The following is a 21,491-nucleotide window of genomic DNA, read 5'->3' on the forward strand; positions in this document are numbered from 1 at the left end:
GGGAAGGTCACAGGGTTGGGCGGCGTGGCTGACGAGCGAACATCCCCCCACCCTGTACGGAACTCACAGCCGAGCGCGAGACGTTTTCCACATACGCCCGGTACGGTCGGGCACGCCCGTTTGTACGAACCCCAGGGAGCCCGACCCCATGACCACCGCTACCACTCGCCACAGCGACCGGCGGATCAGTCCCGTCTTTCTCGGGATCGTCGCCGTCATGGCGGTCACGGGCTGGGCCACCTGGACCGGTTTCGCGGAACAGCCCGGCGTCGCCGTGTTCCTGTTCGTGACCGCTGCCTGGATCGTCTCGCTCTGTCTGCACGAGTACGCACACGCGCGTACGGCCCTGCACAGCGGCGACATCTCCATAGGCGCGAAGGGCTACTTGACCCTCAATCCGCTCAAGTACACGCACGCCCTGCTGAGCATCGTGCTGCCCGTCCTCTTCGTGATCATGGGCGGGATCGGGCTGCCGGGTGGTGCGGTCTGGATCGAGCGGAGCCGTATCCAGGGCCGCTGGAAGCACAGTCTGATCTCGGCGGCGGGCCCGCTGACGAACGTGCTGTTCGCCGTGGTCTGCACGGCCCCGTTCTGGCTGGACGCGCTCGACGGTGTGCCGGCCGACTTCCGGTTCGCCCTGGCGTTCCTGGCGCTGCTCCAGGTCACGGCCGCGCTGCTGAACTTCCTGCCGGTGCCGGGCCTGGACGGCTATGGCGTGCTCGAGCCCTGGCTGTCGTACAAGATCCGCCAGCAGGTGGAGCCGCTCGCACCCTTCGGGCTGCTCCTCGTGATCGCCATCCTGTGGATACCGGCCGTGAACAGCGTGTTCTTCGACGTGATCGACACGCTGCTGCGCGGCCTGGGGATCGACGAGATCAGTACGTACTGCGGTCAGAACCTCTACCGCTTCTGGACGGAGACGGACCAGTTCTGCGGCGTCGGTTCGTGACCGCCAGTGCATGACCGCCAGTGCATGACCGCCCGTGCATGACCGTGCAGACCGTCAGTTCGTGACGGACCCGTTCCGCGCCTTGCCGCGCCGCAGGTAGTACCAGGTCATGTTGGACGACAGGCCCGCGAGCAGTACCCACACGATGCCCAGCCAGTAGCCCTTGGCGAAGGAGACGACGGCCGCGGCGACGGAGAGGACGCAGACGGCGAGGGCGTAGAGGGCCAGGCGGGGCATGGGGTGGGCTCCTGTCAGGGGGACACTGCTTTCCTGCCCACCAGTGTCCCCCAACCGCTCATACGTCGGTGACGCGCAGGCCCGCATGGGCCTTGTAGCGGCGGTTCACCGAGATCAGGTTCGCGACCAGCGACTCGACCTGGTGGGCGTTGCGCAGCCGCCCGGAGAAGATGCCGCGCATACCGGGGATACGGCCGGCCAGCGCCTGCACCATCTCGACGTCCGCCCGTACCTCGCCGAGCACCATCACATCGGTGTCGATCTCCTCGACCTCCGGGTCCTGGAGCAGTACGGCGGACAGATGGTGGAAGGCGGCGGTGACGCGCGAGTCGGGGAGCAGCGCGGCGGCCTGCTCGGCGGCGCTGCCCTCCTCGGGCTTCAGTGCGTACGCGCCCTTCTTGTCGAAACCGAGCGGGTTGACGCAGTCGACGACGAGCTTCCCGCTCAGCTCCTCCCTGAGCGACTCCAGCGTCTTGCCGTGCCCCTCCCACGGCACCGCCACGATCACGATGTCGCTGCGCCGCGCGCACTCGGCGTTGTCGGCGCCCTCGACGCCGTGCCCGAGTTCGTCCGCGGCGGACTGCGCGCGCTCAGCGGCCCGCGAGCCGATGATCACCTTCTGCCCTGCGCGGGCCAGCCGGTAGGCAAGACCCTTGCCCTGCGGGCCGGTGCCACCGAGCACGCCCACGACGAGCCCTGACACGTCGGGCAGGTCCCAGGGGTCCTTGGCCGGGGCCTTGGCGGCTTGCTGTGCACTGTTGTCGGTAGAGGTCATGGCCCGACTTTACGTCCGCGCCGCGCCGCGCCGACGCTCAGGTGAGGTCCGTCACGGGGACTCTCCGGAAGGTGATCGTCTCGTACGCGCTGAAGTCGCCCGTCTCGTAGAGGAGGCCGACGGTGGAGGCGTCGAGGCGTACGAGATCGGAGTACGCGGCGGGCAGTCCGTCCACCGTGTGCACGGGCCGCCAGGTGACGCCGGCGTCGGTGCTGGCGCGGATCGTCATGAGTGCGCGGTAGTTGGGGACGGCGGGGCCGGAGAAGAGCAGTACGTCGGGGTCGCGGAGCTGGAGAACGCTGCCCTCGCAGACGGGCGCGACCAGCCCCGCCTGCGGCCGGAAGGGCTTCACGAGGGTCTGGCCGCCGTCAGTGGAGTAGGCGTCGGCGCGGGTGCCGGGCGCTGTGGCGTCGTTACGGGTGTTGAAGTAGACGCGACCGTCGGGGAGTTCGGCGGCGGTCGTCTCGTTCACGTTGATGTAGCCGTCGGTGTTGTCGTCGAGGTAGCCGATGCGCCAGGTTTCGCCGCGGTCGTCGCTGAGGAGGCAGTGGCCGCCGTTGTACTTGCCCTCGGTGCCGTTGTCCCTGCCGGTGGGTGGGAGGGAGTGGTTGGCGGGTACGACCACTCGGCCGCCGGTGAGCTGGACGGCGTGGCCCGGTGTGGTGGCGTACCAGCGCCAACTCGCCTTCTTCGTCTGTGCGGTGATGTCGCGTGCCGTCGACCAGGTGACTCCGTCGTCGTCGCTGTGCTGGACCCAGACGCGGCGGCCGTCGGCGGCGCTCACCTTGCCGCGCCGGATGGCGTCTTCGGTGGCCAGTGCCGCGTTGCGTACGTGGACGAGGAGGAGGCGGCCGGTGTCCAGGACGACCGGGGCGGGGTTGCCGGCCAGGTTGTCGCCGTGTTTGGCGGCGACTTCCAGGGGGCCCCAGGTGCGGCCGCCGTCCGTGGAGCGCTTCAGCACGATGTCGATGTTGCCGAAGTCGTCGTGGGAGCCGACGCGGCCTTCGCACATGGCGAGCAGGGTTCCGGCCGCCGTGGTGACAACGGCCGGGATCCGGAAGCTTGCGTAGCCGTGCTGGCCTGCGCGGAAGGGTACGGATGCTTCTGCCATCGGGGCCTCCACGGGTGGGGGTGGGGTGGGCCCCTTGCCCGCCGCGGGCCAATTCGGGGTGAACGCCACGTTACGAGTGGGCGGTTGGGGTTTTTCTTCCCCAGCCCCGCCCCTTCCCGAAACTGGGGGCTGCGCCCCCAGGCCCCCTGCCTCCGGCGGGGTGGGTGGGCGCCTTCGGCGGTGGGTGGGGTGTCTACCGGGGTGGTGGGTGACAGTTGTGTCGCGGGTGCGGGTGCGTTGTGGCTGGTCGCGCAGTTCCCCGCGCCCCTAAAAAGCAAAAGCCTGCGACTGCCGGCACCCGGAAGGCGCCTGCGCCCCGAGCAAGCCCGCGGCTTGGTAAGCCCGCCCGGAGGGAGCCCGCGCCCCACGGCCCCGCGGCCGCCCGCGGCGGCAAGGGGACGGGGCGGGGGTGTGCGCCCGCAGCGGCCGGCGCGCCCACACCGGCACCCTCTCCCAGCCAACAGCAACGCGCGCCGGTCCGAGGACGGACACCCCCGACGCGGCCCCGCACCCACCACCCACCCAAGGGGCGCGAGGAACTGCGCGAGCAACCACAACGCACCCGCACCCGCCCAACCGCCGGAGGCACCTCGCCCGTAGGCGCCCTGCTCAACCGCCGGAGGCAAGCGCGGCGACAGCCCGCCGACGGGGGAAGATCGGCGGGCTGCCTCGGTGCCGCAATGGCTCAGTGGACGGAGTGTTCCTCCTGCGGGAACGTCCCGCCGACGACATCCTCGGCAAAAGCCTTCGCGGCGGCACCCATGACCGACCGAAGGTCCGCGTACTGCTTCACGAAGCGCGGAACCTTGCCGGACGTCAGTCCCAGCATGTCCGTCCAGACGAGAACCTGCGCGTCGGTGGACGGCCCCGCCCCGATCCCGATCGTCGGAATGTGGAGGACCCGCGTAACCTCCGCGGCCAACTCAGCCGGCACGAGTTCCAGCACGACCGCGAACGCGCCCGCGTCCTGCACAGCCTTGGCGTCACGCAGCAGTTGGGCGGCGGCCTCCTCGCCACGACCCTGCACGCGGTAGCCCATGGTGTTCACGGACTGGGGCGTCAGACCGATGTGCGCCATGACCGGGATGCCGGACTCGACGAGCAACTCGATCTGGCGGTGCGAACGTTCACCGCCCTCCAGCTTGACGGCACCGACGCCCGCCTCCTTCACCAGGCGGGTGGCCGAGCGGAGGGCCTGTACGGGGCCCTCCTGGTACGACCCGAAGGGCAGGTCGCCGACGATCAGGGCGCGCGAGGTGCCTCGTACGACCGCAGCGGAGAGCATGGTCATCTCGTCGAGCGTGACGGGCACGGTCGTCTCGTACCCGAGGTGGCAGTTGCCCGCGGAGTCGCCGACGAGCATGACCGGGATGCCGGCCTCGTCGAAGACGGACGCGGTCATCGCGTCGTACGCGGTGAGCATGGGCCACTTCTCGCCGCGTTCCTTGGCGGCGTTGAGGTCGCGGACAGTGATGCGGCGGGTGCCCTTCCCCCCGTACAGCGCCTTGCTGCTGTCGGGGGCCTTCTGGGCAGCCGAGAGCTGCGTCATCGCAACGGCTCCTTCTGTCATCTCGAGGCGCCCTGACGGCGTCCCCGGATCCCTTCCATGGTGGCACCTCGTGCCATGGAACGGCTAGGGGTCCGCCCTCACCCGCGGCCCGTTGTGATCCCCGTAACTCCACGGGCTCCTCCAGTCCCGCCCGCACCTGGCGCGCTCCTCCCGCCCCCTCCCATGTAAGGACTCGGTAAAAGAGTTCCGATACGAGACCGTCTCGTATCGTTATTCGCTAGCCTCGACGGCATGACTACTCCCGCCGCCACCGAGCCCCGTGTACCGGAGGCCGTGCATCGGCGTCGCTGGCTGATCCTCGGCGTGCTGATGCTGAGCCTGCTGATCGTCGTACTCGACAACTCGATCCTGAACGTCGCGATCAAGACCATCTCTACGCCCGCCCCGACCGGTCTTGGCGCCACCCAGAGCGAGCTCGAGTGGGCCATCAACGCGTACACGCTCGTCTTCGCGGGACTGCTGTTCACGGCCGGCCTCCTCGGCGACCGGCTCGGCCGCAAGAAGGTGCTGCTCGGCGGGCTCGTCGTCTTCGGCGGCGCCTCGGCGCTCGCCGCCTTCTCGGGATCGCCGGAGCAGCTCATCGGCTTTCGCGCCCTGATGGGGTTCGGCGCCGCGTTCGTGATGCCCGCGACCCTCGCCGTCCTCATGAACGTCTTCGAGCGGGAGGAGCAGCCCAAGGCCATCGGTATCTGGGCGGGCGGCGTCGGACTCGCCATCGCGATCGGGCCCATCACCGGAGGGGTGCTGCTCGATCACTTCTGGTGGGGCTCCGTGTTCCTCATCAACGTGCCGATCGTGATCCTCGCGCTCGGGCTCATGCTGTGGCTGGTCCCCGACTCCCGCGACCCGAAGCCGGGCCGGATCGACCCGGTGGGCGTGCTGCTGTCCGTCGTCGGGCTCGTCCTGCTCGTGTACGGGATCATCAAGGGCGGCCAGCTCGCCGACTTCACCGACGCCGAGGTGCTGGCCACCATGGGCGCCGGACTCGCCGTACTCGTCGGATTCGTCTGGTACGAGAAGCGCATCGACCACCCGTCCATCGACGTCACGTACTTCAAGAACCGGGTCTTCTCGGCGGCGATCGGCGCCATAGGGCTGGTCTTCTTCGCGCTGATGGGCGTGACGTTCTTCGCGGTCTTCTACACGCAGACCGTGCGTGGCTACTCGCCTTTCCAGACCGGCCTGTTGATGCTGCCGCTGGCCGCGGCGCAGCTCACCTTCGCGCCACGCGCCCGGCTGGTCGTCGACCGCTTCGGCTACCGGGTCACGACCGCCGGCGGCATGCTGCTCATCGCCGCGACGCTGGCCGCGTTCACCGTCCTCGACGCCGATACGCCGATCTGGATCCTGGAGGTCATCTTCTTCCTGATGGGCACCGGGATGGCCCACGTCATGACACCCACCAGCGTCGTGATCATGCAGACCATGCCCCGCGAGAAGGCCGGTTCCGCCTCCGCGCTCAGCAACACCTTCCGCCAGGTCGGCGGCGCCCTGGGCATCGCCGTACTCGGCTCGGTCCTGTCCGCGTCGTACCGCTCGGGCATCGAGGACAAGCTCACCCTGCTGCCCGCTGACCTGCGGCACCACGCGGGCGAGTCCATCGAGGCCACCCTCGGCGCCGCCGCGAAGCTCGGGCCCCAGGGCGAGGCCCTGGTCACCCCGGCGCACGACGCCTTCCTGCACGCCATGCATCTCACCGCCCTCGGCGGAGCCGGTGTCGCCCTGGTCGGAACCCTCGTCGTGGCGCTCTTCCTGCCTGGCCGGGAACCGGCCTCGAAGGAGCCCGGAGGCGAGGAAACCGAACTGGTGGCTGCCGAGCACTGAGACAATCGGGCCCGAACAGGGCGTCGGACGAACGGAGTTGGCGTGGACCTCGCGCAGCAGGGGGCCGGACGGGGTGGGGCTGTCAGGGGGCGCCCGCGCAGTGAGAGCGTGGAGCGTTCCATCATCGAGGGCGTCATCGGACTGCTGGAGGACGGCGTCCCGCTCGCGGAGATCTCCATCGAGCGCGTCGCCCGCACCGCGGGGGTGGGCAAGGCCACCATCTACCGCCGCTGGAGCGACCGCGAGGAGCTCTTCTGCGACGTCATGCGCGCCGCCCAGCCGGACGACTCGGACCTCCCCGGCACCTCGATGCGCGACGACCTGATCGCCCTCCTCGAGTCGATACGCAGACGCGGCCTGGCCAACCGCACTTCGGCGCTCGTGCACAACGTCTTCGCCCAGATGAAGAGCAGCCCCAAGCTGTGGGAGGCGTACCAGGCGAACGTGATCGAGCCACGGCGCCGGCTCACCTACGAGGTGGTGCGCCGCGGGCAGGAGAACGGCGAGATCCGCTCCGACGTCGATGTCGAGCTGATCGCTGACCTGTTCAGCGGCCCCATGCTCGTACGCACCTCCATGCGCCCCGACGCCGAACTCCCCGAAAACCTCGCCGAGAACATCGTCGACGCCGTCCTGGAGGGACTGCGCCCCGCCAAGTCGTAGAGGCACGTCGAAAAGGCGACACTTCGTACAGGCGCCCGGTCGTGAAGGTGCCGTGCCGCAACGGCCCCAAGTCATGAAGTCCGGCCGACCCCTGAATGAATGTGAGTGTTTTGTCACAGACCACAACCGCCGGGTGGACCATCGGAACTGGGCATGCAGGCAGGCACGTCATCGTGCCCGTATCGCCGTCCCCGAGGCGGCCGAACTGAACGCGATCATCCCCTAGGGTTCTTGGGTGCGGGGGATGGGTGAACGGCACGTTGTGAGGTCGAGAGCATGGCGCAGGCGTACAAGACGGAGACGGGCAGCGGCGGCCAGGAGCCCGACCGCAGAGAGCCCCGGCTTCAGCGCCTGATGGACGCCCTGCGCAACGACCGCCGTATCTGGCGTCGCGGCATCATCCTCGCCGTGTTCGCGGTCCTCATCGCCCTCGTGATGCTGCTGCACTCACAGATCCCGAACGCGGTCGGCAACTTCGGCTCCCTCAACGAGACGTTCCTGCCCTGGCTGGGCGTCTTCATCCCGCTGCTGCTCGGCCTCGCCCTGCTGAGGCGGTCCGCGACCGCACTGATCGCCGTGCTCGTGCCCGCGATCGTCTGGCTCAACCTCTTCGGCGGACTGGTCTTCGACAAGACCGGCAGCGGCGGCAACCTCACCGTCGCCACCCACAACGTCAACGCGGACAACGCGAACCCGGCCGGCACCGCCCGCGCCGTGGCCGCCTCCGGCGCCGACGTGGTGGCCCTCGAGGAGCTGACGGAGACCGCGGTCCCGGTGTACGAGAAGGCCCTCGCCTCGACGTACAAGTACCACTCCGTGCAGGGCACCGTCGGCCTGTGGAGCAAGTACCCGCTGAGCGAGGTCAAGGCCGTCGATATCAAGCTCGGCTGGACCCGTGCCATGCGGGCGACCGTCACCGCGCCGAGCGGGCAGCTCGCGGTGTACGTGGCACACCTGCCCTCCGTACGGGTGAAGATCGAGGCCGGGTTCACCGCGCGGCAGCGCGACAAGAGCGCCGACGCGCTGGGTGACGCCATCTCCGACGAGAAGCTGCCGCAGGCCGCCCTGCTCGGCGATCTGAACGGCACGATGAACGACCGTGCGCTCAACGGCATCACCTCGCAGATGCGCTCCACGCAGGGCGCCGCGGGCAGCGGCTTCGGGTTCAGCTGGCCGGCGTCGTTCCCGATGGCGCGGATCGACCAGATCCTGGTGAAGGGCGTCGAGCCGGTCACCTCCTGGTCGCTGCCGGAGACGGGCAGCGACCATCTCCCGATCGCCGCCCGCGTGAAGCTTGCGGACACCGGCTCGTAACCCCTGGGAATACTGGGCCTGAGAGAGTTTGTTCCGTACTTGAACATACGATGTACGGAACTCCGCTCGCTCCACTTGAAAGGCCCTCCATGCCCCTGGCACCCCTGCTCTCGCTCGCCGTGGGCGCCTTCGGTCTCGGCACCACCGAATTCGTGATGATGGGCTTGCTGCCCAACGTCGCCGACGACCTGCACATATCCATCCCCACCGCCGGGCACCTCGTCTCGGCGTACGCGATCGGTGTCGTCGTCGGCGCCCCGCTGCTCGCCGCGGTGACGGCGAAGATGTCGCGCCGCAAGGTGCTGATCGGTCTGATGGCGCTGTTCGTCGCGGGCAACGCGCTCTCGGCGTTCGCGCCCGACCACCACTGGCTGCTGGCCGCCCGGCTGCTGAGCGGTCTGCCGCACGGCGCCTTCTTCGGCGTGGGCGCCGTCGTCGCCACCGGCCTGGTCGCTCCCGAGCGCAAGGCGCGCTCGGTCTCGCTGATGTTCCTCGGTCTGACTGTCGCGAACATCGCCGGGGTTCCCGTGGCGACCCTCATGGGCCAGCACCTCGGCTGGCGCGCCACGTTCCTCGGCGTCAGCGCGATCGGGCTCGCTGCCATCGCCTCGCTGGCGCTGCTTCTGCCGCACGACCACACGCAGGCTCCGGCCGCCGGGCTGCGCGGTGAACTGGCCGCGTTGCGCCCCCTTCCTGTCTGGCTCGCTCTCGCGACGACCGTCGCGGGCTTCGGGGCGCTGTTCTCCGCGTACAGCTACATCACGCCGATGCTGACGGACTCCGCCGGGTACGCCGACTCGCGGGTGACCGTGCTGCTGGCGCTGTTCGGTGTCGGTGCCACCGTCGGGAACCTGCTCGGCGGGCGGCTGGCCGACCACTCCCTGCGGGGCACGCTCTTCGGCGGGCTCACGGCGCTGGCCGCGGTGCTCGCCGTGTTCCCGCTGCTGATGACCACGCAGTGGAGCGCCGCGCTGGCGGTGGTCCTGCTCGGCACGGCGGCTTTCGTCACCGGCTCTCCGCTCCAGCTCATGGTCATGGAGAAGGCCTCCGCGGCGCCTTCGCTCGCCTCCTCGGCGAACCAGGCCGCGTTCAACCTGGCCAACGCGGGTGGTGCGCTTGTCGGCGGGCTCGCTCTGGCGGCGGGCTTCGGGGCGACGTCGCCGGCGGTGGCGGGGGCGGGGCTTGCGGTGCTGGGGCTGGGGGTTGCGGCGGTCGCGTACGCGGTGGACCGGCGACGGGTGCCGACGCACACCGGTCGTGTGGTGGCCGCGCATGTACCGCAGCGACGGGAGGCGGCTCGCCGCTGACCTGCCTGGATACGAGAGTGGGGGCGCCCGGTGTGCACCGGGCGCCCCACTCTCGTACTGCTACGCCCGCTCCCGCCAGCGGTTCGTTATTGGCAGCCGCCGGTCCTTGCCGAAGCCCTTCGCCGAGATCTTCGTGCCCGGCGGGTACTGGCGCCGCTTGTACTCGGCCGCGTCGACCATGCGCAGGGTCTTCACGACCAGTTCGCGGTCGAAGCCGGCCGCGACGATCGCGTCGGCGCCCGTGTCGCGGTCGACGTAGAGTTCCAGGATCGCGTCCAGGACCGGATAGTCGGGCAGCGAGTCCGTGTCGACCTGGCCGGGGCGCAGCTCCGCGCTCGGCGGCTTCGTGAGGGAGTTCTCGGGGATCGGCGGGGTCTGGCCCCGCTCGGCCGCCGCACGGTTGCGCCACGCGGCGAGACGGAAGACCGATGACTTGTAGACGTCCTTGATCGGACCGTACGCCCCCACCGAGTCGCCGTAGAGCGTCGAATAGCCCACCGCCAGCTCGGACTTGTTGCCCGGCGCCAGCACGATGTGCCCCTCCTGGTTGGAGATCGCCATCAGCATCGTGCCGCGCAACCGCGACTGGAGGTTCTCCTCGGCGAGACCCGTGAGCCCCAGCGAACCCATGTATGCGTCGAACATCGGCTCGATCGGTACGGTCCGGAAGTTGAGCCCGGTGCGCCGCGCCAGCTCGGCCGCGTCGCCCTTGGAGTGGTCCGAGGAGTACTTGGACGGCATGGAGACTCCGTACACGTTCTCCGGCCCGAGCGCGTCGCAGGCGATCGCGGCTACCAGCGCGGAGTCGATGCCGCCGGAGAGCCCGATCAGCACCGAACGGAAACCGTTCTTCGCGACGTACGCCCGAAGGCCCACCACCAGCGCCGAGTACACCTCCTCGTCGTCGTCCAGCCGGTCCGCGTAGCCACCGGCCAGCACAGGCTCGTACGCGGGCAGCGGGTCCCCGGAGATGAGGAGGTGCTCGATGCGCATCCCGTCGTCCACGATGCCGGACAGCGGCTCGGCGGCAGCGGCCGGCAGCTCCAGGTCGAGTACGACGCAGCCCTCGGCGAACTGCGGGGCCCGCGCGAGGACTTCACCGTCCCGGTCGACCACGATCGAGTCCCCGTCGAAGACCAGCTCGTCCTGCCCGCCCATCATGGCGAGGTACGCGGTCGTGCAGCCGGCCTCCTGCGCCCGCTTGCGCACCAGCTCGAGACGGGTGTCGTCCTTGTCGCGCTCGTACGGGGAGGCGTTGACGGAGAGCAGCAGCCCGGCCCCGGCGGTGCGGGTGGCCGGTACGCGCCCGCCGTCCTGCCAGAGGTCCTCGCAGATGGCGAGGGCGACGTCGATGCCGTGGACCCGTACGACGGGGAGGGTGTCGCCGGGTACGAAGTAGCGGAACTCGTCGAAGACGCCGTAGTTCGGCAGGTGGTGCTTGGCGAAGGTGAGCGCGACCTCGCCGCCGTGCAGCACGGCGGCGGCGTTCTGCGGCGCTCCGGCTGGCTGGCCGAACTTCGGCTGGGCGGCCTCGGACCGGTCGAGGTAGCCGACGATCACCGGCAGCCCGCCGAAGCCCTCGTCGGCGAGGCGAGCCGCGAGGTCCCTCAGGGCCGTGCGGGAGGCCTCGACGAAGGACGGCCGCAGGGCCAGGTCCTCGACGGGATACCCGGTCAGCACCATCTCCGGGAACGCCACCAGATGCGCTCCCTGCTCGGCGGAGTGCCGGGTCCAGCGGACGATCGACTCGGCGTTCCCGGCGAGATCGCCGACGGTCGAGTCGATCTGGTTCAGGGCGAGGCGTAGTTGAGGCACGGGGCCCAGTGTAATCGTCAAAGAGACACAATGGGGTGTGGCGAGCCACACGCCAAGGCCTCCGGTGCTACTGGGGCGGCTTAGCCCCCCGCTTCCTCAACAAGTCCGTCATCAGCCTCATCTCCGACTCCTGGGCCTCGACCATGCCCCTCGCGAGGTCGCGTTCCACGTCGACCTCGCAGCGCTTCACGCAGCCCTCGGCCATGTGCACGCCGCCCACGTGATGGGCGTACATCAGCTGGAGGAATCGGATCTCGGCGGCCTTGCCGCTTGCCTTCTCGAGCGACTTCAGTTCGGTGTCGGTCGCCATGCCGGGCATCAGTGCGCCGTCCTCGCCGGAGGGCATGTTGCCCATGCCCATCCATGTCATCGGCGGGTCCGAGGACACCTTCGGCAGCTGCCACAGGTCCAGCCAGCCGATCAGCATGCCGCGCTGGTTGGCCTGCGTCTGCGCGATGTCGTACGCGAGACGGCGTACCTCTTCGTCCTCCGTGCGGTCGCGGACGATGTACGACATCTCGACGGCCTGCTGGTGGTGGACCGCCATGTCGCGCGCGAAGCCCGCGTCCGCGGAGTCGGCTGCGGGGACCGGCGTGCCCGAGTCGCCGTCGGCGATCGCGTAGGTGACCCCGCCGGCCGCCACGAGGACGGCCGCGGCGGCCCCGGCGATCCAGCCGACGTGCTTCATCGTTGCCACAGCTTCCTATTGCCTTCGTGCGTACGTATCTGCAGCTCGGCTGCTACTTGGCGAGGCCACCGGTGCAGGCGGCGCCCTTCTCCGGCGTCTGCTCGCCCTGTACGTACTTCTCGAAGAACTTGTTCACGTTCGGGTCCTTCGCGCTCGTCACCGTGCGCTGCGCGCCCCACGCGGAGAGCATGATCGGGTCCTTCTGGTCCTCGACCGGGCTCATCAGCGAGTACGGGGTCTTCTCGACCTTCTCCGCGAGCGCCTTCACGTCCGCGTCCGAGGCCTTGCTGTTGTACGTCACCCAGACCGCGCCGTGCTCCAGGGAGTGCACGGCGTTCACCTTCTTGATCTCATCGGTGTAGACGTCGCCGTCGCAATTCATCCACACCTGGTTGTGGTCGCCGCCCACCGGGGGGTTCATCGCGTACTTGACGTCGCCGCTGACATGGCCCTGGGTCAGCTTCGTGTTCCAGGTCCTGACGCCGTCCTCGCCCTTGACGAACTTCCCCTTCTGGGCGGCCGACGAGGTGCTGCTGTCGTCCTCGGACTGCGTGCTTATCAGGTACGCACCGCCGGCCACGAGGCCGCCGACTATGACCACGCTGGCGGTGATCGTGAGGATCCGGTTGCGGCGCTCGCGGGCCTTTTCGGCGCGGCGCATCTCCTCTATGCGCGCCTTGCGTGACGCGGACGCTTTGTTCTTCGCGGAACCCATGGTGAGTCCTTCGTGGCCTTGGGGGAGAGACGGTCGGGTGAGGTTGATCGTAGTCCGGCCGGCAGCGGCGTACGTAGTGGCCCTGGTGGCCGGCCGCACATTTCCCGCCCCGGCATTACAGGGGCGCGAGTGAGCAGGCACTATGGGCAGCAGAGCAGGACACCTGCCGTACGCGAGGCGTTCAGACCGAGGTCGGCCGCCCGATCAAGGTCCGCAACGCGCACGAAATGGTGTTGTGGTGGGATGCTCATGTGCCCGACCGCCTTCCTGGCGCGGGAGCAGGCGGCCTGACCAGCAAGGATGGGTGGAAGCGGAAGATGGACAAGCAGCAGGAGTTCGTACTCCGGACCCTGGAGGAGCGCGACATCCGGTTCGTACGGCTGTGGTTCACGGACGTACTGGGCTTCCTCAAGTCCGTGGCCGTGGCCCCGGCCGAGCTGGAGCAGGCCTTCGACGAGGGCATCGGCTTCGACGGTTCCGCGATCGAGGGCTTCGCCCGGGTCTACGAGTCCGACATGATCGCCAAGCCGGACCCGTCGAGCTTCCAGGTCCTGCCCTGGCGCGCGGAGGCCCCCGGTACGGCCCGTATGTTCTGCGACATCCTCATGCCGGACGGCTCACCGTCGTTCGCGGACCCGCGGTACGTACTGAAGCGCGCCCTCGCCAAGACCTCCGACCTGGGCTTCACCTTCTACACCCACCCGGAGATCGAGTTCTTCCTGCTGAAGGACCGTCCGCTGGACGGCTCGCGGCCGACGCCCGCCGACAACTCCGGCTACTTCGATCACACCCCGCAGAACGTCGGCATGGACTTCCGCCGCCAGGCGATCACGATGCTGGAGTCGATGGGCATCTCCGTCGAGTTCTCGCACCACGAGGGCGCGCCGGGCCAGCAGGAGATCGACCTCAGGTACGCGGACGCGCTGTCCACGGCTGACAACATCATGACGTTCCGCCTGGTCATGAAGCAGGTGGCGCTGGAGCAGGGCGTCCAGGCCACCTTCATGCCGAAGCCGTTCTCCGAGCACCCGGGCAGCGGCATGCACACCCACCTCTCGCTCTTCGAGGGCGACCGGAACGCGTTCTACGAGTCGGGCTCGGAGTACCAGCTCTCCAAGGTGGGCCGCTCCTTCATCGCGGGCCTGCTGAAGCACGCGGCGGAGATCGCGGCGGTCACGAACCAGTGGGTCAACTCGTACAAGCGCATCTGGGGCGGCGCAGCCCGCACCGCCGGCGCCGGCGGCGAGGCTCCCTCGTACATCTGCTGGGGCCACAACAACCGCTCGGCCCTGGTCCGCGTCCCGATGTACAAGCCCGGCAAGACCGGCTCCGCGCGGGTCGAGGTCCGCTCCCTGGACTCGGGCGCGAACCCGTACCTGGCCTACGCGGCCCTGCTGGCCGCCGGCCTCAAGGGCATCGAGGAGGGCTACGAACTCCCGCCGGGCGCCGAGGACGACGTCTGGGCCCTCACGGACGCCGAACGCCGCGCGATGGGCATCGAGCCGCTGCCGCAGAACCTCGGCGAGGCCTTGTCCCTGATGGAACGCAGCGACCTGGTCGCCGAGACCCTGGGCGAGCACGTCTTCGACTTCTTCCTGCGCAACAAGCGCCAGGAGTGGGAGGAGTACCGCAGCGAGGTCACGGCCTTCGAGCTGCGGAAGAACCTGCCGGTTCTGTAGCTGCCGCAGGTGTAGACGGGAAGGGGGCGCCGGGTTGTTCCGGCGCCCCCTTCCCGTACGTACTCAGCTCTCCCGCTGCCGCCTCTGCTCGGCCAGCAGCTCGTGCAAGGGCTCTTCGGCCCGGCGGCGGTACTCCTGGATGGCCCAGCCGTTGCCGTCCGGGTCCTTGAAGTACATGAAGGTGGCGCCGTCGTCCGGCGTGTACTGCACCGGCTCGGAGACCTCCAGGCCGCGGTCGGTCAGTTCGGCGTGGGCCGCCTTGATGTCCGTGACGCACAGCTGAAGGCCCTGGTACGTGCCGGGGGCCGGCGTCGGGCCGTCCATCGTCTCCCAGAGGGAGTCGCCGAGGGCGATCGAGCAGCCCGAGCCCGGAGGCGTCAGCTGGACGATCCGCATGCCCGGCATGACCTCCTGGTCGATGTCGACGTGGAAGCCCACCTTGTCCCGGTAGAAGTCGCGGGCCCGGTCGATGTCGCTCACGGGCAGCGGGATCACTTCGAGCGTGTACTCCATCACTGGTGTCCTCCAGTTCGCCCCGACGAAAGAGTCACTCGAACCGCCAGCGGGTCTGACTGAACGGCTCCCCCTTACCGAAGCCCAAAACGACCCGGGGCGCCACCGAAAAGACAACGGCATGTCCCGCACCGTGGTGGAAATACCCCTCCCGTACCTCGAAGTGCCAGAAACTGCCGTACTTCTCCTCCCACACGGCGGCCAGTTCCCGCAGCCGGCCGTCGTCGGTGACCCGGACCGCCTCGCCCTCCACCACCAGGTCGTAACCCTTGTTCCAGGTGTTGGTGCCGGTGGTCAGCACGACATTCGCGTTCCGCTCCAGATTCCGCGCCTTGCGCTCCTCCGGCCCGGTGCAGAAGTGCAGCGCGCCCTGCGACCACACCGCGGGCAACGGCGTGACATGCGGCCGCCCGTCGGGCCGTACCGTCGAGATCCAGAACAACTCGGCCGCGGAGAGCATCGCCTCCGCCTCCGGCCAGGGGGGTGCGGTGGCGTCTTCGCTGCTGTAGCGGGCGTCGAGTTCGGCTAGTGGTTCCATACGGCTTCTCCCTTTCTCTTCATCCTCATCAGGGCAGACTTCTCCTCACCACGGCAGACTCCGCCGCCCGCCCGAACTCATCGCTTGCACCGCATGCGCTCCCGTCCGGGCGCTTCCCGCAAGCACTCCGGTTAGGCTCAAGGCCGTATGACCTTGATCCGAGGGGAGGCCGGGGATGGCGACGCCGGGGCGCAGGAGCAGTACGTTCTCGCGGCTGCTGCGGCACGGTTTCACCGATCCGTCGGCTGCCGAGCGGCTTCTGGAGAGCGGTGAGCTGGCGCCGATACGGAACGATCCGGTGCTGCTCGACGCGCTCGGGGAGACCGCCGATCCGGACCTGGCGCTTCTCGGGCTCGTACGGCTCGTCGAGGCGCAGAAGGATCACGCGGGACAGCGCGAGCTGCTGGACACACTGATCGCGTCGAAGCCGCTGCGCGACCGGCTGCTCGGAGTGCTCGGCGCCTCCGCCGCGCTCGGCGACCATCTCGCCCGGCATCCGCTCGACTGGCAGGCGCTCGTGATGTACGAGCCGCAGGATCTGCACCCCGGGATAGCGGAGTTCGAGCGCGGCCTGGCCGAAGCCTCCGACCCGGTGTCCCTGCGCGTCGCCTACCGCCGCTGCCTGCTGTCCATCGCCGCACGCGACGTATGCGGAACGACCGACCTCGCCGAGACCGCCGCTGAACTCGCGGACCTCGCGACCGCCACCCTGCGCGCCGCGCTCGCCATCGCCCGGGCCGCCGCCCCCGAGGACGCCGCGATGTGCCGCCTCGCGGTCATCGCGATGGGCAAGTGCGGGGGCCAGGAGCTGAACTACGTCTCCGACGTCGACGTCATCTTCGTCGCGGAGGCCGCGAACGGAGCCGACGAGGGCAAGGCCCTGCGCGCCGCGACCCGGCTCGCCTCCCACCTGATGCGGATCTGCTCCGAGACCACCGTCGAGGGCTCGATCTGGCCCGTCGACGCCAATCTGCGGCCGGAGGGCAGAAACGGCCCGCTCGTGCGCACGCTCTCCAGCCACCTCGCCTACTACCAGCGCTGGGCCAAGACCTGGGAGTTCCAGGCCCTGCTCAAGGCCCGGCCGGTCGCGGGGGACATCGAACTCGGCGAGGAGTACGTCGCCACGCTCGCCCCCCTCGTCTGGCAGGCGGCTGAGCGCGAGAACTTCGTTCCCGATGTCCAGAAGATGCGCCGCCGCGTCGTCGAGAACATCCCCGTGGCCGAGATCGAGCGCGAGCTGAAGCTCGGTCCCGGTGGACTGCGGGACGTCGAATTCGCCGTACAGCTCCTGCAGTTGGTGCACGGCCGGGCCGATACGTCGCTACGGAGCCGGACCACGCTGGAAGCCCTGAAGGCACTGGCCGCGGGCGGCTACGTGGGTCGCTCCGACGCCGTACAGCTGGACGAGGCGTACAAGTTTCTGCGCCTGATGGAGCACCGCATCCAGCTCTACCGGCTGCGGCGTACACATCTCGTGCCGGAGAGCGACGCCGATCTGCGCCGTATCGGCCGCTCGCTCGGTCTGCGCACCGACCCCGTCACCGAGCTGAACCGTCAGTGGCGGCGGCACACCTCCGTCGTACGGCGCCTGCACGAGAAGCTCTTCTACCGGCCGCTCCTCGACGCCGTGGCTCAACTCGCGCCCGTTGAGGCCCGGTTGAGCGCGGACGCGGCCCGCGAGCGGCTGGTCGCCCTCGGCTACGCGGACCCGGCGTCCGCGCTGCGCCACCTGGAGGCGCTGGCGTCCGGGGTCACCCGCAAGGCCGCGATCCAGCGGACGCTGCTGCCCGTGCTCCTCGGCTGGTTCGCGGACTCCGCCGACCCCGACGCGGGACTGCTCAACTTCCGCAAAGTGTCCGACGCGCTCGGCAAAACCCCCTGGTACCTACGGCTGCTCCGCGACGAGGGAGCCGCCGCCGAGAACCTCGCCCGCGTCCTGTCCGCCGGGCGGCTCGCCCCCGACCTGCTGATGCGGGCCCCGGAGGCGGTGGCGCTGCTCGGCGACGGCAACGGTGACGGCGGCGGCCTCGGCCCCCGCGACCGCGCCCACCTGGAGCAGGAGATCCTCTCCGCCGTGGGGCGCGCCGACGGGGGAGAGGCCGCAGTCACCGCTGCGCGCGGGGTGCGTCGGCGCGAGCTGTTCCGTACGGCCGCCGCTGACATCGTCCGCTCGTACGGTACGGAGGAGTCGCCCGCTGACCAGGTCGACCAGGGCGCGCTCGTCGACATGGTCGGCGGCGCGGTGTCCGACCTGACGGCCGCGACGCTCGCCGGGACGCTGCGGGCCGTCGTACGGCAGGGCTGGGGGGACACGCTGCCGACCCGGTTCGCGGTGATAGGGATGGGCCGGTTCGGCGGGCACGAGCTGGGTTACGGATCCGACGCGGACGTGTTGTTCGTACACGATCCGCGCGAGGGTGTGCCCGAGCAGGAGGCCTCGAAGGCCGCCCACGCCGTGGTCGCGGAGATGCAGCGGCTGCTGCAGATTCCGAGCTCCGATCCGCCGCTGATGATCGACGCCGATCTGCGGCCGGAGGGGAAGTCGGGGCCGCTGGTGCGGACGCTGAACTCGTACGAGGCGTACTACCGCCGGTGGTCTCTGGTCTGGGAGTCCCAGGCCCTGCTGCGGGCCGAACCCGTCGCCGGAGACGCGGACCTGGGCCGCCGTTTCATCGAACTCATCGACCCCCTGCGCTATCCCGCGGAGGGTCTCGGCGACGATGCCGTACGCGAGATCCGCCGCCTGAAGGCCCGGATGGAGTCCGAGCGTCTGCCCCGGGCCGCCGACCCCACCCTCCACACCAAGCTCGGTCGCGGCGGGCTGTCCGACGTGGAGTGGACGGTGCAGCTTCTCCAGCTCCAGCACGGCTGGGCGGAGCCCGGTCTGCGCACGACCCGCACGCGGGAGGCCCTGGCCGCTGCGTGCGCCGCCGGGCTGATCTCCGCCGAGGACGCCTCGATACTGGATGAGGCGTGGGTGCTGGCTACGCGGGTGCGGAATGCGGTGATGCTGGTGCGGGGGAGGGCCGGGGATACGTTCCCGTCGGCGGGGCGGGAGCTGGCGGCCGTGGGCCGTTATCTGGGGTTCGGCCCGGGGCATGTGGGCGACATGCTGGACGCGTATCGGCGTACGACGCGGCGGGCACGGGGCGTGGTGGAGGAGCTGTTCTACGGGGCGTAGGGCTTTGATTCGCCCCCGCCGCCCCTACCCGTCCCATCCCTGGGGCTTCGCCCCTGACCCCCCACGGGGCTCCGCCCCGGACCCGGCCATGGGCTGCGCCCTTGGACCCGCTCGGGGCTCCGCCCCGGACCCCGTTTCGGGGGCCAGCCCCCGAACCCCCGCTCCTCAAACGCCGGACGGGCTGAATTTCAGCCCGTCCGGCGTTTGAGGACGAGGCCGTTCAGGCCGATAGCGGGGTCTGGGGCGCAGCCCCAGCGGGGTCCAGGGGCGGAGCCCCTTGGTATGGGACGGGTAGGGGCGGCGGGGGCGAACACCCCCCGGCCCGCCCCCTCACGCCCTGCTCGGCAAGAGCCGCCGCTCGCGCCCGCCCGCCGGCGCCGGAACCAGTCGCGGCAACCCGTACGGCAGCACCCCGTACCAGACCCACGCCACCCCGAACCCGAACCCCAGGCACAGCACACCCCCCACCGCGTCCAGCCAGAAGTGGTTGGCCGTGGCGACGATGACGATCAGCGTGGCCGTGGGGTAGAGGAGGCCGAGGACGCGGACCCAGGGGACGGAGGCGAGGGCGAAGATGGTCAGGCCGGACCAGACGGACCAGCCGATGTGCATGGAGGGCATCGCGGCGTACTGGTTCGACATGTTCTTCAGGTCGCCCGACGCCATGGAGCCCCAGGTCTGGTGGACGACGACCGTGTCGATGAAGTCGCTGCCGTTCATCAGCCGCGGCGGCGCGAGCGGATACAGGTAGTAGCCGACGAGGGCGACACCGGTGGTCGCGAACAGCACCATGCGAGTCGCCGCGTAACGGCCGGGATGGCTACGGAAAAGCCAGACCAGGACACCGAGCGTGACGATGAAGTGCAGTGTCGCGTAGTAGTAGTTCATGCCGACGATGAGCCAAGTCACCGAGTTCACGGCATGGTTGACGCTCTCCTCGACGGCGATCCCGAGGTGGTGCTCCACCTTCCAGATCCAGTCGGCGTTGCGCAGCGCCTCGGCCTTCTGCTCGGGGACGGCGTTGCGGATGAGCGAGTACGTCCAGTAACTCACCGCGATCAGCAGGATCTCGAACCAGAGGCGGGGACGGCGGGGCGCACGCAGTCGGCGCAGGAAGACTTGGCCCGCGCGGCGGCGGCCGTCCACCTCGTCCGCGACGGGCGTCGGACCGGCCTGCTGGCCTTCCAGAGTCGTCACCGTCGTCTCGCCCATGGGGAAAGAGTCTGCCAGAGAATCCGTCCCCCACCGATCATCCGTCGGTCGGGTCCTGGCCGCACGTTCTACGTCTGAGGGACGTAGGAACGCGGCGTTTTCTACTGCCTAGGGACGATTTCGCTCCCCAGGGGACGAAGCGGTCGATCCCCGTACCACCAGCTCCGGCATGAACACGAACTCGCTGTGGGGAGCCGGTGTTCCGCCGATCTCCTCCAGCAACGTCCGTACGGCGGCCTGGCCCATGGCCGGTACCGGCTTGCGGATGGTGGTGAGGGGCGGGTCGGTGAACGCGATGAGCGGGGAGTCGTCGAAGCCGACGACCGAGACGTCCCGCGGAACCTCCAGGCCGCGCTGCCGCGCCGCACGGATCGCACCGAGCGCCATCATGTCGCTGGCGCAGACGACGGCCGTGCACCCGCGGTCGATCAGAGCGGTGGCGGCGGCCTGGCCGCCCTCCAGGGTGTAGAGGGAGTGCTGTACGAGGCGCTTCTCGACGTCGTCCGTCGTCAGGCCCAGCAGGTCCTGCATCGTCCGCACGAAGCCCTCGATCTTCCGCTGTACGGGCACGAACCGCTTCGGGCCCAGGGCGAGCCCGATGTTCGTATGACCCAGCGAGACGAGGTGGGTGACGGCGAGGGCCATCGCCGCGCGGTCGTCCGGCGAGATGAACGGGGCCTGGACCTTCGGCGAGAAGCCGTCGACGAGGACGTACGGAACGCCCTGGCCACGCAGTCGCTCGTAGCGCTGCATGTCCGCGGAGGTGTCGGCGTGCAGGCCCGAGACGAAGATGATGCCGGCGACACCACGGTCGACGAGCATCTCCGTCAGCTCGTCCTCGGTGGAGCCGCCCGGAGTCTGGGTCGCGAGGACGGGGGTGTAGCCCTGCCGGGTCAGGGCCTGGCCGATGACCTGGGCAAGCGCCGGGAATATCGGGTTCTCCAGCTCCGGAGTGATCAGGCCGACCAGGCCCTCGCTGCGCTGCCGCAGGCGTACGGGGCGTTCGTAGCCGAGGACGTCCAGTGCGGCCAGTACGGACTGGCGGGTGGTGGCGGCGACGCCCGGCTTCCCGTTCAGGACGCGGCTGACGGTCGCTTCGCTCACCCCCGCCTGGGCTGCGATGTCGGCAAGCCGTGTGGTCACAGGGCTGGACTGTACCGGCCGGTGATCGCCTTGCACACCGGTCCGGCGTAGTGGGCGACCTGGTGACCGGCCCGGTCCGGGCTGCTGGGTCATCGCGCTCCCTGGTGAGAGTGACGGCAAGGGCTTGCAGAGTCTTGCATAGGCAGTGCCGACTGGCCTACGTCTGTAAATAAGCGTCTCACGGCGGTCGCTCCAGGGTCACGCCCGGATAACTTCGTAGATCACTTGCACTTTTTTGCTGCAAGCTCTTTCGCAAC

General features: G+C 69.6%; 18 protein-coding genes. 7 read left to right on the forward strand and 11 right to left on the reverse strand.

What is annotated here, in order from left to right; all coding sequences use genetic code 11:
• The first annotated feature begins 148 nt into the window (after positions 1-148).
• Positions 149-949, forward strand: a complete 801-nt coding sequence (locus ACQEVY_RS34290; RefSeq protein ID WP_432953250.1) for a site-2 protease family protein — start codon at positions 149-151, stop codon at positions 947-949.
• Between the two features lie 54 nt (positions 950-1,003).
• Here the strand turns inward: ACQEVY_RS34290 and ACQEVY_RS34295 are convergent, their stop codons facing one another.
• The 4 genes from ACQEVY_RS34295 to panB form a co-directional block, all read right to left on the reverse strand.
• Positions 1,004-1,186, reverse strand: a complete 183-nt coding sequence (locus tag ACQEVY_RS34295; protein ID WP_328772116.1) for a hypothetical protein — start codon at positions 1,184-1,186, stop codon at positions 1,004-1,006.
• A 58-nt stretch (positions 1,187-1,244) separates the two neighbouring features.
• A complete protein-coding gene (gene npdG / locus ACQEVY_RS34300; RefSeq protein ID WP_328772117.1) occupies positions 1,245-1,961 on the reverse strand; it encodes an NADPH-dependent F420 reductase in 717 nt (238 codons plus the stop codon).
• Positions 1,962-1,998: 37 nt separating this feature from the next.
• Positions 1,999-3,072 (reverse strand): sialidase family protein, encoded by a 1,074-nt coding sequence (locus ACQEVY_RS34305; RefSeq protein ID WP_432953251.1) that lies wholly within the window; start codon positions 3,070-3,072, stop codon positions 1,999-2,001.
• Between the two features lie 685 nt (positions 3,073-3,757).
• Positions 3,758-4,621: a 3-methyl-2-oxobutanoate hydroxymethyltransferase gene (panB, locus tag ACQEVY_RS34310; protein WP_432953252.1), complete on the reverse strand. Its 864-nt coding sequence runs from the start codon at positions 4,619-4,621 to the stop codon at positions 3,758-3,760.
• A 252-nt stretch (positions 4,622-4,873) separates the two neighbouring features.
• Between panB and ACQEVY_RS34315 the strand changes: the two genes are divergently transcribed.
• The 4 genes from ACQEVY_RS34315 (at position 4,874) to ACQEVY_RS34330 (ending at position 9,750) form a co-directional block, all read left to right on the forward strand.
• Positions 4,874-6,466, forward strand: coding sequence for an MFS transporter (locus ACQEVY_RS34315; protein WP_432953253.1), 1,593 nt, complete (start codon positions 4,874-4,876; stop codon positions 6,464-6,466).
• Between the two features lie 42 nt (positions 6,467-6,508).
• A complete protein-coding gene (locus ACQEVY_RS34320; RefSeq protein WP_432953254.1) occupies positions 6,509-7,129 on the forward strand; it encodes a TetR/AcrR family transcriptional regulator in 621 nt (206 codons plus the stop codon).
• 354 nt (positions 7,130-7,483) lie between these two features.
• Entirely contained in the window at positions 7,484-8,443 is a 960-nt protein-coding gene (locus tag ACQEVY_RS34325; protein WP_432955556.1) for an endonuclease/exonuclease/phosphatase family protein, read from the forward strand.
• A gap of 89 nt (positions 8,444-8,532) precedes the next feature.
• Complete coding sequence (locus tag ACQEVY_RS34330) at positions 8,533-9,750, forward strand: MFS transporter (RefSeq protein ID WP_432953255.1); 1,218 nt, start codon at positions 8,533-8,535, stop codon at positions 9,748-9,750.
• Between the two features lie 60 nt (positions 9,751-9,810).
• Here ACQEVY_RS34330 and ACQEVY_RS34335 read toward each other — a convergent pair whose 3' ends face one another.
• The 3 genes from ACQEVY_RS34335 to ACQEVY_RS34345 form a co-directional block, all read right to left on the reverse strand.
• On the reverse strand, positions 9,811-11,565 hold the full coding sequence (locus ACQEVY_RS34335; protein ID WP_432953256.1) for an NAD+ synthase: 1,755 nt from the start codon (positions 11,563-11,565) through the stop codon (positions 9,811-9,813).
• 67 nt (positions 11,566-11,632) lie between these two features.
• Positions 11,633-12,253 (reverse strand): DUF305 domain-containing protein, encoded by a 621-nt coding sequence (locus ACQEVY_RS34340; RefSeq protein ID WP_432955558.1) that lies wholly within the window; start codon positions 12,251-12,253, stop codon positions 11,633-11,635.
• Between the two features lie 52 nt (positions 12,254-12,305).
• Positions 12,306-12,968 carry a DUF3105 domain-containing protein gene (locus ACQEVY_RS34345; RefSeq protein WP_432953257.1) on the reverse strand — a complete coding sequence of 221 codons (663 nt, stop codon included), beginning with the start codon at positions 12,966-12,968 and terminating at the stop codon, positions 12,306-12,308.
• Between the two features lie 317 nt (positions 12,969-13,285).
• Here ACQEVY_RS34345 and glnA point away from each other — a divergent pair, with 317 nt between their 5' ends.
• Entirely contained in the window at positions 13,286-14,647 is a 1,362-nt protein-coding gene (gene glnA / locus ACQEVY_RS34350; protein WP_328772124.1) for a type I glutamate--ammonia ligase, read from the forward strand.
• 63 nt (positions 14,648-14,710) lie between these two features.
• Here glnA and ACQEVY_RS34355 read toward each other — a convergent pair whose 3' ends face one another.
• Positions 14,711-15,160 (reverse strand): VOC family protein, encoded by a 450-nt coding sequence (locus tag ACQEVY_RS34355; protein ID WP_432953258.1) that lies wholly within the window; start codon positions 15,158-15,160, stop codon positions 14,711-14,713.
• 34 nt (positions 15,161-15,194) lie between these two features.
• Complete coding sequence (locus tag ACQEVY_RS34360; RefSeq protein ID WP_432953259.1) at positions 15,195-15,698, reverse strand: pyridoxamine 5'-phosphate oxidase family protein; 504 nt, start codon at positions 15,696-15,698, stop codon at positions 15,195-15,197.
• Positions 15,699-15,873: 175 nt separating this feature from the next.
• Here ACQEVY_RS34360 and ACQEVY_RS34365 point away from each other — a divergent pair, with 175 nt between their 5' ends.
• Positions 15,874-18,879, forward strand: coding sequence for a bifunctional [glutamine synthetase] adenylyltransferase/[glutamine synthetase]-adenylyl-L-tyrosine phosphorylase (locus ACQEVY_RS34365; RefSeq protein WP_432953260.1), 3,006 nt, complete (start codon positions 15,874-15,876; stop codon positions 18,877-18,879).
• Between the two features lie 330 nt (positions 18,880-19,209).
• On the opposite strand, the gene ACQEVY_RS34370 is transcribed toward ACQEVY_RS34365, so the two are convergent.
• Both ACQEVY_RS34370 and ACQEVY_RS34375 read right to left on the reverse strand, forming a co-directional pair.
• Positions 19,210-20,091, reverse strand: coding sequence for a phosphatase PAP2 family protein (locus ACQEVY_RS34370; protein WP_432953261.1), 882 nt, complete (start codon positions 20,089-20,091; stop codon positions 19,210-19,212).
• A 108-nt stretch (positions 20,092-20,199) separates the two neighbouring features.
• Positions 20,200-21,234, reverse strand: a complete 1,035-nt coding sequence (locus ACQEVY_RS34375; protein WP_328772131.1) for a LacI family DNA-binding transcriptional regulator — start codon at positions 21,232-21,234, stop codon at positions 20,200-20,202.
• Positions 21,235-21,491 lie beyond the last annotated feature (257 nt).

It is taken from the genome of Streptomyces sp. CA-288835 (genome assembly GCF_050936385.1).
In the GTDB taxonomy this organism is placed as follows: Bacteria; Actinomycetota; Actinomycetes; order Streptomycetales; family Streptomycetaceae; genus Streptomyces.